This is a genomic window from Veillonella parvula (assembly GCF_036456085.1).
GTDB lineage: Bacteria > Bacillota > Negativicutes > Veillonellales > Veillonellaceae > Veillonella > Veillonella parvula_E.
In genome coordinates, this window is sequence record NZ_CP138632.1 from 2,104,913 (window position 1) to 2,119,446 (window position 14,534).

The following is a 14,534-nucleotide window of genomic DNA, read 5'->3' on the forward strand; positions in this document are numbered from 1 at the left end:
AGATGAATTACGATTCTGTTTTTGATAAATGGCACGAAGAGTGTGGTGTGTTCGGCATCTATGATAGGACCGTTGATGTAGCACGCTATGTATATTGGGGGCTATTTGCTCTCCAACATCGTGGTCAAGAAAGTGCGGGCATTGCTGTTACCGATGGTCATGATGTTGAACTGAAAAAAGGCATGGGCTTGTTGACCGAGGCTATCAAAGAATTACCATCTTTTCCAAGCTATATGGGGACTGGTCATGTGCGGTACTCTACGACTGGGTCCAATAATCCGCGTAATATCCAGCCTTTGGTTATTCACTACCAAGGCGGTCAAATTGCGGTGGCTCACAATGGAAACTTAACGAATGCCTTATCTATTCGAAAACGTCTCGAAGCCGATGGTTCCATCTTTCAAACGACGATGGATTCTGAGGTTATCGTGAACTTGATAGCCCGTTCTAAAGCAGAAACACAAGCGGAACGGATTGCCGATGCGGCGCGTCAAATTGAAGGGGCGTTCTCTTTAGTCATTACTACGAACGACTCTTTAGTAGGTGTACGAGACCCTCAAGGATTTAGACCACTTTGTTTAGGTAAAACTGAAAATGGTTATGTGCTCTCTAGTGAAAGTTGTGCTTTTGATGCGATTAAGGCAGAGTTTATTCGTCATATAGATCCTGGTGAAATGGTTATCATCGATGACTCTGGTGTGCGTAGTACTATCTATGCGGAACCAGAAAAAATCGACAAAAAACTTTGCGTCTTTGAATACATCTATTTTGCACGTGGCGATAGTCATATCGATGGTCAATCCGTATATCAATCTCGGCTAAATATGGGCCGCGAACTATATAACGAAACTAAGTATGATGCAGACATCGTAATGTCCATTCCGGATTCCGGTACAACAGCTGCATTAGGTTATGCTCGTGCATCGGGTATCCCTTTTGCGGAAGGTTTAGTTAAGAACCGTTATAGCGGCCGTACCTTTATTAAACCAAATCAAGAGGAACGAGAATTAGCTGTTCGTATGAAGCTAAATGCATTGCCACATATTGTTGGAGGTAAGCGTATCGTCCTTATTGATGATTCTATTGTGCGCGGTACTACGAGTGGTATCATTGTAAAAATGCTAAAAGAGGCTGGTGCTAAAGAGATTTATATGTGTATTAGTTCTCCAACTATTGAGTATTCCTGTCACTATGGCATTGATACATCAGTGCGTAAAGAACTTATAGCAGCAACTCATACAGTGGATGAAATTAGAGATTTCATCAAGGCTGATAAATTACATTACTTGTCTCGTGAAGGTCTATGTCGTGCTGTATCCGATGTAAAACCAGATGATTTATGTTTTGCATGTTTTAATGGTGATTATAGCGTAGCGGTTCCTGCGGACCAAGAGGAAGGGGTCAAATATGTGCTCGAATAAAACTAGTTTAACCTATCGCGATGCAGGTGTTGATATCGATGCAGGTAATCGTGCCGTAGAATTGATGAAAGAATCTGTTAAACGCACGTATACACCAGGTGTTGTTGGTGATTTAGGTGGTTTTGGGGGACTCTATTCTTTAGCTGGTCATGCTATGTCTGATCCTATGCTCGTATCTGGTACAGATGGGGTGGGCACCAAATTACGTCTCGCTATCATGATGGATAAACATGATACTATCGGTCAAGACTGTGTAGCTATGAGTGTTAATGATATCCTCGTACAAGGTGCTACACCTTTATTCTTCCTTGATTATATTGCGGTTGGCAAACTAGAGCCTGTAAAAGTGGCGGATATCGTACGCGGTGTAGCTGAGGCGTGCGAAGAATCAGGCTGCGCTTTACTAGGCGGTGAAACTGCTGAGATGGCAGGTTTCTACGATGATGAGGATTATGATGTAGCTGGTTTTGCCGTTGGTATCGTAGATCGTCCTAAATTGATTACTGGTGAAAGTATCAAGGCAGGAGACATTATTCTTGGGTTACCATCTTCTGGGGTTCATTCTAATGGTTTCTCGTTAGTTCGTAAAATTGTATTTGATCACAAGGGTTTCTCCATTGGTCAAGATATTCCTGAATTTGGCAAAACACTGGGAGAAGAATTATTAACGCCAACGCGCTTATACCCTAAAGCTGTATTGCCGTTGATTAAAGAAAGCCTACTTAAAGGTATGGTTCATATTACGGGTGGGGGCTTCTATGAAAATATTCCTCGCGTTTTACCGGCAGGAGTAACGGCAGAGGTCGATTGTGATACATGGCCTCGTCTTCCTGTATTCGAAAAGCTACAAGAATGGGGCAATGTAGATTGGCATGAAATGTACCGTACTTTTAACATGGGTATTGGCATGATTCTCATAGTGGACGCTGCGGATGTGGATCGAGTAAAGGCAAATCTTGAAAGTCGTAATGAAGCGGTATATGAAATTGGTCATATCGTTAAAGGCGAAGGTCCAGTTGTTGTAAAAGGGGCGGTATTTAATGACTAGTTCCGTAGCTAAAAAGCGTCTAGCTCTATTCGCAAGCGGTAGAGGATCCAATGGGGAAGCCCTTTATAAAGCCATGCAAGAAGGATATATTAATGGTGAGTTTGTAGTTATCATTACAGATCACGGTGATGCAGGGATTGTTGAACGTTCTAAACCTTGGAATATTCCACTCATTGTCATCGAGCGTAGTGACTATGATTCTAAAGCTAGCTTTGAACAAGCCCAGTTAGATGCGTTAGAGCTCTATAAGGTAGATGGTATCGTTTTGGCTGGATATATGCGCATTGTAGGGACTCCATTGATTGAGCACTATGAGCATAGAATTTTAAATATCCATCCTGCCTTGTTGCCATCCTTTCCGGGACTACATGGACATCAACAAGCTATTGATGCGGGAGTAAAGGTAACCGGTTGTACGGTACACTTTGTTGATGCCGGAATGGATACGGGGCCTATCATTATGCAGAATACGGTTCCTTTATTACCGGAGGATACAGAGGATACCCTGAGTGATAGATTATTGCCTATTGAACATAAAACATATAAAGAGGCATTACGACTATTTTGTGAGGATAAGCTCACTATAAAAGGTCGTGTTGTATATATTGAAGATTGATGTGTAAGCAAAGGAAGACGTTAGATGATTAAAAATGCATTACTTAGTGTTTCTGATAAAACAGGTATTGTAGACTTTGCGAAAGGTTTAGTTGATTTAGGGGTAACCATTTATTCCACAGGTGGGACCCTTAAAGTCATAACCGAAGCAGGTATTCCGGTAAAATCGGTAGAGTCTTTGACTGATTTTCCTGAAATGATGGATGGCCGCGTAAAGACATTACATCCTAAGGTGCATGGTGGCATTTTGGCGATCCGTGATAATGCGGAGCATCAAAAAGCTATGGTAGAACATGGTATTGAACCAATCGACCTTGTTGTAGTCAATCTTTACCCGTTCCGTGAAACCATTGCAAAACCTAATGTATCCTTAGAAGAGGCCATCGAAAATATCGATATTGGTGGTCCTACGATGGTTCGTTCTGCAGCAAAGAATCATGCCTTTGTGGGCATCGTAGTAAATCCAAATCATTACGATGAAATCATTACGATGCTCAAGGATCAAGGTGAATTGACTAAAGAATATCGCTTTGGACTTGCCAAAGAAGCCTTTGCTCATACGGCGGCTTACGATGTGGCCATCGCTAATTATATGAGTAGAATCTTGAATGAAGGCCCTACACCTCCAGAATATTTGAGTGCTTATGAGAAGGTAACAGATCTTAGATATGGGGAAAATCCGCATCAACAAGCCGCATTCTACAAAGAAATTGGTACAGCTCATGGCATGGGGGCCTTGAAACAATTACATGGCAAAGAGCTTTCCTATAACAATATTGTAGACATGGAAGCGGCATGGAATATGGTATGGGAGTTTACTGGGCCAGCTGCATGTATTATTAAGCATACGAACCCATGTGGTGCCGCTACTGCAGCTACATTACATGATGCCTATGTAAATGCTTACGAAGCTGATTCCGTATCCGCCTTTGGTGGTATCGTAGCCTTAAACCGTGAAGTAGATGCAAGTACAGCGGAGGAAATGAGCAAAATTTTCTTAGAGGTTATTATGGCACCTGCTTTCACAAAAGAAGCATTAGAAATTCTTGAAGCTAAGAAGAATATTCGTCTCATTGAACTATCTAAGCCGGAATCTGGTCAAGTGACAGTAAAGAAGGTGTCTGGTGGTTTATTAGTGCAAACAGAAGACGATATCTTAGAAGACCGCGTTAATTATAAAGTTGTTACGAAGGTACAACCGACAGAGGAACAATGGAAAGCTCTTGAATTTGCATGGAAACTCGTAAAACATGTAAAATCCAATGCGATTCTGATTTCTAATGAAAAGCGTACTCTTGGAGTTGGGGCCGGTCAAATGAATCGCGTAGGTTCTGCAAAAATTGCTCTTGAACAAGCCGGGGAAGCCGCTAAAGGCGCTGTATTAGCATCCGATGCATTCTTCCCATTTGGAGATACCGTAGAAACAGCGGCAAAGCATGGCATTGCAGCTATTATTCAACCAGGTGGCTCTATTCGCGACGAAGAGTCCATCAAAGCGGCTGATGAAGCGGGCATCGCTATGGTATTTACAAACATTCGTCACTTTAAACATTAACTAGTTAAGAATTTTAGCGGATTGTTAAGCACTATTAGGGCAAAATATCTATTGAACGGTCAACAATTATTGATGTTTGGAGTGGCCCCGTTATGTGTTTATATTATTATGAATTTGATGGCGTTTAGGCGCCGATGGAGGACTTATGAAAGTATGTGTAATCGGTAGCGGCGGCCGTGAACATGCATTGGCGTGGCGATTGTCCATCAGCCCTAGCGTAACAAAGGTATATGCTATTCCTGGTAGTGCGGCTATGTCAGATTGTGCAGAGCTAGTTGGCATCGATTGGCAACAAAGCGATCATTTAATTAGCTTTTTGAAAGATAATCAAGTTGATTTAGTTGTTGTTGGGCCTGAGGCTCCTTTAGTAGCGGGCTTAGCAGATGTACTTAATAAGACGGGGATTCCAGTTTTTGGTCCATCCAAAGCAGCAGCTCAACTAGAGGGATCAAAGGTGTTTGCTAAAGACCTCATGAAAAAATACAATATTCCTACTGCTGCGTATGGTGTATTCCATAAGGTAGATGAAGCGAAAGCTTTTATTGCTCAAACAGGAGCTCCTATCGTTGTTAAAGCTGACGGCTTGGCAGCAGGTAAGGGTGTTGTAGTAGCCATGACCATCGATGAAGCGAATGCAGCCGTAGAAGATATGCTCAGTGGTAATCGATTCGGTGATGCAGGCAGCACCGTTGTTATCGAAGAGTTTATGGAAGGCGAAGAGGCTAGTTTATTAGCCTTTGTAGATGGCAAGACCGTAGTTCCTATGATTGCCTCTCAAGATCATAAACGTATTTTTGATGGTGATAAAGGGCCTAATACAGGTGGCATGGGGACCTATGCACCGGCCCCCGTTCTTACAGATGCATTGCGGGACGAAGCGATGAAAACCATCTTAGAACCTATGGTAGCGGCTATGGGAAAAGAAGGCATGCCGTATGTAGGCTGCCTTTACGCGGGGCTTATGATTACTGACGAAGGTCCTAAGGTGGTAGAATTCAATGCGCGCTTTGGTGATCCTGAAACACAAGTTGTATTGCCGCTACTGGATAGTGATTTAGGTGAGATTATGATGGCCTGTGCTAAGGGCACATTAACCTCTAATATGGTGAAATGGAAAGATTCCTCAGCGGCTTGCGTTATCCTTGCTTCTAAGGGCTATCCTGAAACTTCATCAAAGGGCGATGTCATTAGTGGGGATATTAAACAATATGACACAACCATTGTATTCCACTCAGGTACAAAGCTTGTTGGTGAAAATTATGTCACTAATGGCGGTCGTGTGCTCGGTGTTGTCGGTCTTGGCAAAGATCTTAGAACGGCACTTGATAGAGCCTATGGACGTATAGAGCATATCGACTTTGAAGGCATGCAATATCGTACAGATATTGGGGCTAAGGCTTTTAAATAAAGTAACAACATTTTGAATATAATGAAAACCTCTACATTCATGCACGACGCATGCGGTGTAGAGGTTTTATTTTCTACCTTTTAACTGTTACCTATGATATAATAAATTAGATATAAAGAGGGCCCATCGACGTGTGATGGCGTTAGGCTCATCTCAAAAATTTGGAAACTTATTGATGACGCCTGACGTGTAGAAGTAAATCTTCTACACGTTAGGTGTTTTTACTATAGTCTATTTTATTTCTTAATAGTGATATACAACTATGATATATAATAAAGAACCGTTAGAACTGAATAGTCCGGTAGCCTTTTGGCTGAATTTTCCAAACGAAGAACGCGTATTTTGGGTGGATCGTCAAAGCGACCGCATCGTTGTAGGTGCTAAACGTTTGGCGACGGTCAAAGATGATGAAGATCGCCATAATTACGCTTACGTGTTTTATGGAGATACTTTTTTTGAAAACTCTAAGGACCCTAAATGGGCTGGCATGGGTCATGAAATGATTGCTTTCACCCATTACTATATCGTAGAAAATGGGGAGTCTTTTTACTTGCACGCTGGTGAAAGCGTCCTTATTACGGATTTCGAGGTGCCTCGAGTTCGCCATAACTACAGGGAAACCAGTGATGATAAGGCGGCTTGGGATAGTTTGATGAACGCTATCGCTGATGGTATTAGTAGTGGTGAAATGACGAAGGTCGTTTCTTCTCGAGAGGTACAGTTTACTAGTGAAACACCATACAATGTGGCAAGTATTTTAGCAAATTTAGTAGATAATAATCCAAATTGCTTTATCTTTGGTTACGAAAAGGATGGACGCACCTTTGTGGGTGCATCGCCAGAGATTCTAGTTCGCCATCGAGGTAGTGAAATTCTCAGCTATGCCTTGGCGGGGACAGCGCCTAAACATGGACCAAATGCGTGGACTAAGGAACAACTGTTAACGGATAAGAAAAATCTCTTTGAACATAATATAGTCCGTGACCGTATTGTGGATATCATGAAATCTATTACTCCGGAGGTTATAATAGGTGAAACGGGTATCATGGAGCTGGCGCATCTCTATCATTTGCGCACCATTATTACTGCAAAGGATAGCACAAAATCCCTCGTGGAATGGGCAAAGTTGCTCCATCCTACACCGGCTCTCGGTGGTGAACCGCGAGAAAAGGCGTTGACATTGTTACAAAAGTACGAAACTCATGAGCGCGGCATGTATGCAGCACCTTTTGGCTTTATGAAAGACATGGGGGACGGCATTGTCATCGTTGCTATTCGATCTGCCCTCATTATGGATAATGTTCTTTATGCCTATGCAGGATGTGGCGTCGTAGCCGATTCTGATGCGGATGAAGAGTACGCAGAAACTAATAATAAAATGCGCACCATTTTGGATGCGTTATAATAAATTTCCAAACCCTTAGAAGTTGTTGAAAGGGAATATAATGAACGAATATATTGCTGCCTTGGTAGATGAGTTTTACCAACTCGGCGTCCGGCATGCTGTGTTTAGCCCTGGTTCTCGTTCTACGACGATGGCTATGCTTTTCATGGAGTATGAAGGCTTTGAAACATATATGAATATAGATGAGCGCTCTGCTAGCTTTATGGCACTTGGCATTGCAAAGGCTCATAAAGAACCAACTGTGTTAGTTTGTACATCCGGTTCCGCAGTGGCTCATTATTTGCCCGCTATTTTAGAGGCTCAATATAGTGGGGTACCTCTTATTGTATTGTCTGCCGATAGACCTTATACCTTGCTACATACAGGGGCTCCACAAACAGTAGATCAACAAAAAATCTTTGGTACAGCTGTAAACTATTATGAAGAATTAGCGGTGCCTCAAAAGGAACATTATTACACATATCCACGACAAGTAGCGCGCAAGGCATATATGAAAGCTATGGATATCAAAAAGGGGCCAGTGCATATCAATATACCTCTCTTTGAGCCATTAGTGCCTGAACTGGACCGTAAGCACTTTGAAGCGGGACGTAGCCCTTACAAAGTATTTAAACCTAATTACGGTGATGTGTTTAGCTATCAGAATAGAAGTAATAATACAAGTAATACAAGCGACGTAAGTGACGTAAGTTATACTAAAAATACTACTGATAATAGTGCTAATAACACTAATAACTTTAATAACACTAATAATGCTAATAACTTTAATCTATTGCTTGAACAGTATAAGAGAGTCCTTATTTTAGCTGGTCCACAAATTAATGTAGATGAAGTTGAGTCTATTCATTCCTTTGCGGAGAATTTACAAGCTCCTATCTTGGCGGATCCATTGTCCAATGTAAGACGCTGTCATAAGACTGGTGCTATTGTTGCCAATCATGATGTTGCTAGCAATCTTAATAATGATACAGATATGATTCAGAAAAAACATTTCTCTGATGTTGTCATTTCTACGTATGATGCATTTTTAGCGGATAAAGACCTATGGCCTGTACTAAAGCCAGATTGCGTGATTCAGTTTGGCCAAATCGTTGTATCGAAACGGGTACAGCAAATGGTGGCAAGTTGGGATAATGTGGAGTATATTGAGATAAATCCCACGATGGACTCGATGAATCCAACGGGGAAAACCACCATGCATATGCAAGCAAGCATCGATATGTTTACGCATTTGTTCGCTGTAAAGAACGAATTTAATGCATATCTTAATAGATGGAAACGTTTAGAAGTAGCTGGTAAAGCTCAACTAAGTACAGCCGTAGAAGAACCAAGTTGCTTTGAAGGACGCACAATACGTGAGTTGCAACAGCATATTCCTGATAATAGCCAAGTGCTAGTGGCAAATAGTATGACCATTCGCGACTTTGATTACTTCTGGTTCTCTGGTGAGTCCGATGCCGTTCTTTACGGAAATCGTGGTGTTAATGGTATTGATGGTACCGTTTCAACTGCACTAGGTCTTGCCGCAAATGGTCAGCCTACATATCTCGTAACGGGTGATTTGTCTTTATTCCATGATCTAAACGGTTTAGCGGTCGCTAAAACGCACAATCTCAATTTGACGATTATTTTGCATAATAACGATGGAGGCGGTATTTTTGAATATTTACCGCAAAAGGGAACGAAACATTTTGATTATTTGTTCTCTACGTCACAAGGTTTAGATTATAGTGGGGCCGCTAAACTCTATGGCTGTGGGTACACTAAAATCTCTAGTCCTGATGAATTGGTCCCTGTATTAGCTAAAGTTAGCGAGGAATCTGGCGTTCATATTATTGAAATACCAACAGACCGGGAATATAGTCGTCAGTTACATAGGAAATATACAAAAGTTTCAGTTGATATGGAGGCATTACTATGAGTCAGTATTTTTGCAGTATTGTAGATAATGCTTTGTGTAATCCAGCTCAGCGCATGTATTTTGACTTGGGAGAGTATCGCTACGGTTTGACTGTGGTAGGTGAAGGGGAACCTATTGTATGTTTCCACGGCTTCTCTGAATCAAGCTATACTTGGGATGCTATTAATCTGCCGGGGTATCGAGTGGTTCGTATTGATTTAATCGGACATGGTGATTCAGATATTCCTGATGAGGATAAGGCCTATACCATTCCTCAAATGATAAAGGACTTACACACAGTTATCTATTACATGGTTGGTGAAAGCTATTACCTCATGGGCTATTCTATGGGGGCTCGTATTGCACTTTCCTATGCGTTGGAGTATGAACGTGAAATCAAAGGTCTTATTCTTGAAAGTGGCTCGGTAGGCATCGCTTCTGACGCTGAGCGAGCAGCACGCCGCAAGGCGGATGAAGACTTAGCAGTTCATATCGAAGAGCATGATGGTGCTTGGTTTGCTGCACGATGGGCGGAAGCACCTATTTTTGAGAGTCAAAAACAGCTTTCAGAAGGGGTGGAGGAATTAATCTATCTACGTCGTTCCAATAATAGCCCATATGCATTAGCTTGTACGTTGCGTGGGTCAGGGCAGGGCGTAATGCCTTATGTAGGGGATAAATTAAAAAAATTCTCTGTTAAAGGTTTATATGTGAGTGGCGCATTAGATACAAAATATACTACAATAGGAAGAGACGTATTTGGCAAGTTGCCAAGTTTTAATCATGTCATCGTCGACGGGGCGGGGCATAATGTACATATAGAAAAACCGCAGATTTTTGAACAAGCGGTATTGGATTTTTTACAGAAGAAAGGTTAAGTCCATGAGCAAATTTGATTGGAAAGTATTGGATCGTAATTATGAAGATGTAATTTACGAAACATATAATGGCATTGCAAAGATTACTATTAACCGTCCAGAAGTGCGCAACGCATTCCGTCCTAAAACGGTAATGGAGTTAATTGATGCTTTCACAGTAGCTCGTGAAGATAACGAAGTAGGCGTAATCGTATTGACTGGTGCTAACCACGGTAAGGGCGAAGATAAAGAGGCATTCTGCTCCGGCGGTGACCAAAGCGTACGTGGTCATGGTGGTTATGTAGGTGAAGACAATGTGCCTCGCTTGAACGTTCTCGATTTACAACGCTTAATTCGCGTCATCCCTAAACCTGTTATTGCAATGGTTAATGGTTATGCTATCGGTGGCGGTCATGTATTGCACATCGTATGTGACCTTACAATCGCTTCTGAAAATGCTAAGTTCGGTCAAACTGGTCCTCGTGTAGGCTCCTTCGACGCTGGTTATGGCGCAGGTTACTTGGCTCGTATGATCGGTCACAAACGCGCTCGCGAAGTATGGTTCTTGTGCCGTCAATACACAGCAGCTCAAGCGTATGAAATGGGCATGGTTAATACTGTGGTACCATTTGACAAATTGGAAGAAGAAACAGTTCAATGGTGTAGGGAAATCCTTGAATTATCTCCAATGGCTTTGCGCATGTTGAAAGGCGCTTTCAATGCCGACACAGATGGCCTTGCAGGTTTACAACAATTCGCAGGGGACGCTACATTGATGTACTATACAATTGATGAAGCGAAAGAAGGTCGTGACGCGTTCAAAGAAAAACGGAAACCTAACTTCAAACAATTCCCTAAATTCCCTTAATTGGGAGTCGATACAGTCCTATATGACGGACTATATTAACGGTTAAAACGACAAGTGCGCCTCTATAGGAGGCGCCTTTCTTGTAATATTTCTTTATTTATCATATTTCAATTATTATTTTTTTAGTTATTACTTATTATTTACTATTTATTGGTAATTGGTAATTAGTGATTACGTATTAGTGATTAGGTTTAGATACGAGGTGAGATGATGGAGTGGTTACGTTATGGTGCACAGCACTACCCTAATCGTAAATGTATAAATGAATATACCTATAACGATATATACCGTGGTGTACTCCATGTAGCTCGTAATTTAGTGCCTTTAGACGCATCTCGTGTGGCTATCTTGTCTGATAACTCTGTGACCATGGCAATGTATGTGTTGGCTGCTATGCTAGTTCATAAAGAGGTACTTTTACTTAATGTACATCTTAAGCTAAAGGAAATAGAAAACCAATTGGATCAATTAGGTGTTACCACCGTATTACATAGTAAAGAACGACGTAATCAATTGCCCGATACCATCGAAACTCAAGTATCAAATTTAGTTGACTCTATAGCATCAGATTCTGTTGAAAATCAATTATCTCATTTTGTTGATTCGAAGGCCTCTAATTCAATTGTTACAAATGAGTTTGAAACTCTAGAGAGAATTCTATCGGATTTAGCGGTCGAGGACTCCTTTGATTGGGTATTTGTGGACACAGACATAGCTGCTATCATGAATACAAGCGCTACTACGGGGCAATTTAAGTCTGTACCGCTTCAATGGGGGCAAATTAAAGCTCATGTACAAGCATCCCAAGAGGTACTAGGAAAAACGGATCAGGATAATTGGCTAATGGTACTGCCTCTGTTTCATGTAAGTGGTTTATCTATCTTGATGAGGTCTCTTTACAACGGGACGGCTGTCACTATTTTGCCTAAATATGATGAAGCTCAAGTTCTAAAACTTATAGAATCTGGGCAAATCAATATGATGTCCTTAGTGCCTACCATTTTGACTCAATTAGAGCCACATATTACGCACCATGCATTACGTGTTATATTGCTCGGTGGAGAATTCATTTCTATGGCTCTCATTGAAGCTTGTGAAAAGAAATCTTTGCCTATCTATAAGACCTACGGCATGACGGAAACCTTTAGTCAAAGCGTGACCTTCTCTGTATTGGAGTATCCTCATAAACGAGAATCTGTAGGTAAGCCATTGCCTGGCATGCAGGTTCGTATCGATAATCCTGATACAGATGGGGTAGGCGAAATTCATTTGACGGGTCCGATGGTTATGACTGGTTATATCAACAAGGAACCTATCGATGGAGACTATAATACAGATGATATTGGTTACATCGATGAGGAGGGGTTCGTTTATATTTTGAATCGCCGTGAGGATCTCATCATTTCTGGGGGTGAAAATATTTACCCTAAGGAACTAGAGGATTTAGTATATACGTTGCCATCGGTGAAGGAATGTGCGGTTGTACCAGTATCTGATGCTAAATGGGGACAAGTGCCAGTCCTCTTTGTGGCCTTTCATGATGGTAAAAGTTTGCCACCAGAGGATATTCTAGCTTTTATGTCGAACTCTTTAGCGAAATATAAGGTTCCGAAATATGTAAAAGTATTAACCGCATTGCCTCGAAATGGAACTGGCAAAATATTGCGTAATGAATTGAAATTATAAAATTGAGGCGCCTATGAATAATATTTTAAACTTTAAAAGTATAACTACATATCGCCTTAAATTGCCGCTGAAGTTCAATTTTAAGACTGCCAAGGGCGAGGTGAAAGAAAGAGAGACTATCGTTGTTCGCATTGAAGACCAACAAGGGTATGTAGGATATGGGGAATGCGTAGCTTTCACAGAGCCATTCTATACATTTGAGACCGTAGAAACCTGTTGGAAAGCTATGGTAGACGATTATATCTTTAATTTGCGCTTGATGCGGCCTAAACCACTGATGACCTATGTACGACAATTACAATTTTGGCGCAATCGAGACAATATGCCTATGGCTATTGCGGCTCTAGAAAATGCGCTTATTCATCTTCATTGTGAACGGATAGGTGTAAATTCTGTTTCCTACATTATGGATCAACCTTTACAAGAGACAATTGAAAGTGGTATCGTCGTTGGTGATGTGCCAATAGACCAATTACTTGATGTTGTAGCGCATCATGTAGTAAATGGTTGTAAGCGGATTAAATTAAAGGTAAATCCTATAGATGGTTATGAACGCGTAGCTTTAGTTCGCAAACATTATCCGGATTTGGTCTTAGCGGCTGATGCAAATCGAAGCTATTCATATCAAGAAATAGATAAGGTCCGTCAGTATGATGATTTAGGTCTAGCTTGTATTGAAGAGCCCTTTGCGATGGCAAACCTTCAATCTTATAAAGATTGGAAGTGGGAGCGTCTTAATCATGGTGATTGGAAAATCTATACGCCAATTTGTTTGGATGAGTCCATTTTAGGATATGATGATTTGTCCTATGCTATCGAATATGGTTTGATTGATGTGCTTAATATAAAAGTAGGGCGCATGGGGGGGCTTATTCCAACAAAAGCAGCTATTAATCTATGTAGAGAACGTCATATTCCCTATTGGATTGGTAGCATGGTAGAGTCAGGGGTTTCTAAAATGCTTCATGTCCAGCTATCCGCTTTAGGAGATTCTTATATGGCAGGGGATTTGTCCGATTCAAATCGATATTTTGAACAAGATCTTATTTTCCCAGATTTAACCTTTAATGAGGGTGTTATGCAGGTCCCTGATGGTGATGGACTAGGTGTAACAGTTTTTGATGACCGGCTAGAAACTTATTGTATGGAGAAACGAACACTATGAATCTAATTGAATCCTTACAAATCGATGTACCTCGTATGACGAGCGATACTACATGTATTGCAAAAATGAATTTAAATGAATTTCATAAACAACCGCAAGGCTATTTAAATGGTGGTGCTACATTAGCTTTTGCAGAAATTATTGCAGGTATGATGAGCAATGAGCTGGTAGGCTCTCATAAATTTGGAGTAGGTCAGTCTATAACTGCGAATCACCTACGTCCTGTAACATGCGAAGGAACTTTAACAGCCTTAGGAATACTACTAGTGAAAGGCAAAACATCCCACGTATGGCGCTTTGATATGATAGATGATGCACAACGTCTTATCTCACAAGTGACTGTAACCTTGGCTATTGTAGATTTTGATAGATAAAATCTCATTTCAATGGATTTAGTTATATTTGCTAATTAAGTTGTGTATAATTTCGTCCTACATGAGAACTTACGATTGTTAAGACCATAGGATAATAAAAGGACAGTATATACTTTTCAGTAGATACTGTCCTTTGTTAGTTTTACAATGTAAATGGCTCATCTAGAAAAACGACATAGCTCTTTTTTACGTTTTCTAAGATCTGCAATTTAAAATGTTAGAAAAGACAAAG

12 protein-coding genes are annotated in these 14,534 nt (G+C 41.0%); all 12 read left to right on the forward strand.

Going from position 1 to position 14,534, the window contains the following annotated elements:
* The first annotated feature begins 2 nt into the window (after window positions 1-2).
* The 12 genes from purF to PK1910_RS09810 all read left to right on the forward strand — a co-directional run bounded on the left by purF (window position 3) and on the right by PK1910_RS09810 (window position 14,302).
* Window positions 3-1,421, forward strand: coding sequence for an amidophosphoribosyltransferase (gene purF, locus PK1910_RS09755; RefSeq protein ID WP_287511538.1), 1,419 nt, complete (start codon window positions 3-5; stop codon window positions 1,419-1,421).
* Entirely contained in the window at window positions 1,408-2,469 is a 1,062-nt protein-coding gene (gene purM / locus PK1910_RS09760; protein ID WP_287511539.1) for a phosphoribosylformylglycinamidine cyclo-ligase, read from the forward strand. Before purF ends, purM begins: the two co-directional genes overlap by 14 nt.
* Complete coding sequence (gene purN / locus PK1910_RS09765) at window positions 2,462-3,085, forward strand: phosphoribosylglycinamide formyltransferase (protein ID WP_119562236.1); 624 nt, start codon at window positions 2,462-2,464, stop codon at window positions 3,083-3,085. The genes purM and purN overlap by 8 nt, the downstream gene beginning before the upstream one ends.
* 24 nt (window positions 3,086-3,109) lie before the next feature.
* A complete protein-coding gene (gene purH / locus PK1910_RS09770) occupies window positions 3,110-4,639 on the forward strand; it encodes a bifunctional phosphoribosylaminoimidazolecarboxamide formyltransferase/IMP cyclohydrolase (protein WP_287511540.1) in 1,530 nt (509 codons plus the stop codon).
* Window positions 4,640-4,784: 145 nt separating this feature from the next.
* Complete coding sequence (gene purD / locus PK1910_RS09775) at window positions 4,785-6,047, forward strand: phosphoribosylamine--glycine ligase (protein ID WP_205112884.1); 1,263 nt, start codon at window positions 4,785-4,787, stop codon at window positions 6,045-6,047.
* Window positions 6,048-6,309: 262 nt separating this feature from the next.
* Window positions 6,310-7,452: an isochorismate synthase gene (locus tag PK1910_RS09780; protein ID WP_287511541.1), complete on the forward strand. Its 1,143-nt coding sequence runs from the start codon at window positions 6,310-6,312 to the stop codon at window positions 7,450-7,452.
* Between the two features lie 40 nt (window positions 7,453-7,492).
* Window positions 7,493-9,373 (forward strand): 2-succinyl-5-enolpyruvyl-6-hydroxy-3-cyclohexene-1-carboxylic-acid synthase, encoded by a 1,881-nt coding sequence (gene menD / locus PK1910_RS09785; RefSeq protein WP_287511542.1) that lies wholly within the window; start codon window positions 7,493-7,495, stop codon window positions 9,371-9,373.
* Entirely contained in the window at window positions 9,370-10,230 is an 861-nt protein-coding gene (gene menH / locus PK1910_RS09790; RefSeq protein ID WP_205112887.1) for a 2-succinyl-6-hydroxy-2,4-cyclohexadiene-1-carboxylate synthase, read from the forward strand. The genes menD and menH overlap by 4 nt, the downstream gene beginning before the upstream one ends.
* 4 nt (window positions 10,231-10,234) lie before the next feature.
* A complete protein-coding gene (gene menB, locus PK1910_RS09795; protein ID WP_287511543.1) occupies window positions 10,235-11,077 on the forward strand; it encodes a 1,4-dihydroxy-2-naphthoyl-CoA synthase in 843 nt (280 codons plus the stop codon).
* 207 nt (window positions 11,078-11,284) lie between these two features.
* Window positions 11,285-12,763 (forward strand): o-succinylbenzoate--CoA ligase, encoded by a 1,479-nt coding sequence (menE, locus tag PK1910_RS09800; RefSeq protein WP_287511544.1) that lies wholly within the window; start codon window positions 11,285-11,287, stop codon window positions 12,761-12,763.
* A 13-nt stretch (window positions 12,764-12,776) separates the two neighbouring features.
* Window positions 12,777-13,928 carry an o-succinylbenzoate synthase gene (gene menC / locus PK1910_RS09805; RefSeq protein ID WP_287511545.1) on the forward strand — a complete coding sequence of 384 codons (1,152 nt, stop codon included), beginning with the start codon at window positions 12,777-12,779 and terminating at the stop codon, window positions 13,926-13,928.
* Window positions 13,925-14,302 carry a PaaI family thioesterase gene (locus tag PK1910_RS09810; protein ID WP_287511546.1) on the forward strand — a complete coding sequence of 126 codons (378 nt, stop codon included), beginning with the start codon at window positions 13,925-13,927 and terminating at the stop codon, window positions 14,300-14,302. Before menC ends, PK1910_RS09810 begins: the two co-directional genes overlap by 4 nt.
* Window positions 14,303-14,534: the final 232 nt, after the last annotated feature.

What these genes read in the sequence shown, in the direction of transcription:
- menC (WP_287511545.1), top strand. Translation starts at nt 12,777, where the DNA reads ATGAATAATATTTTAAACTTTAAAAGTATAACTACATATCGCCTTAAA.
- purM (WP_287511539.1), top strand. Translation starts at nt 1,408, where the DNA reads ATGTGCTCGAATAAAACTAGTTTAACCTATCGCGATGCAGGTGTTGAT.
- PK1910_RS09810 (WP_287511546.1), top strand. Translation starts at nt 13,925, where the DNA reads ATGAATCTAATTGAATCCTTACAAATCGATGTACCTCGTATGACGAGC.
- menE (WP_287511544.1), top strand. Translation starts at nt 11,285, where the DNA reads ATGATGGAGTGGTTACGTTATGGTGCACAGCACTACCCTAATCGTAAA.
- purD (WP_205112884.1), top strand. Translation starts at nt 4,785, where the DNA reads ATGAAAGTATGTGTAATCGGTAGCGGCGGCCGTGAACATGCATTGGCG.
- purH (WP_287511540.1), top strand. Translation starts at nt 3,110, where the DNA reads ATGATTAAAAATGCATTACTTAGTGTTTCTGATAAAACAGGTATTGTA.
- menH (WP_205112887.1), top strand. Translation starts at nt 9,370, where the DNA reads ATGAGTCAGTATTTTTGCAGTATTGTAGATAATGCTTTGTGTAATCCA.
- PK1910_RS09780 (WP_287511541.1), top strand. Translation starts at nt 6,310, where the DNA reads ATGATATATAATAAAGAACCGTTAGAACTGAATAGTCCGGTAGCCTTT.
- purF (WP_287511538.1), top strand. Translation starts at nt 3, where the DNA reads ATGAATTACGATTCTGTTTTTGATAAATGGCACGAAGAGTGTGGTGTG.
- menD (WP_287511542.1), top strand. Translation starts at nt 7,493, where the DNA reads ATGAACGAATATATTGCTGCCTTGGTAGATGAGTTTTACCAACTCGGC.
- purN (WP_119562236.1), top strand. Translation starts at nt 2,462, where the DNA reads ATGACTAGTTCCGTAGCTAAAAAGCGTCTAGCTCTATTCGCAAGCGGT.
- menB (WP_287511543.1), top strand. Translation starts at nt 10,235, where the DNA reads ATGAGCAAATTTGATTGGAAAGTATTGGATCGTAATTATGAAGATGTA.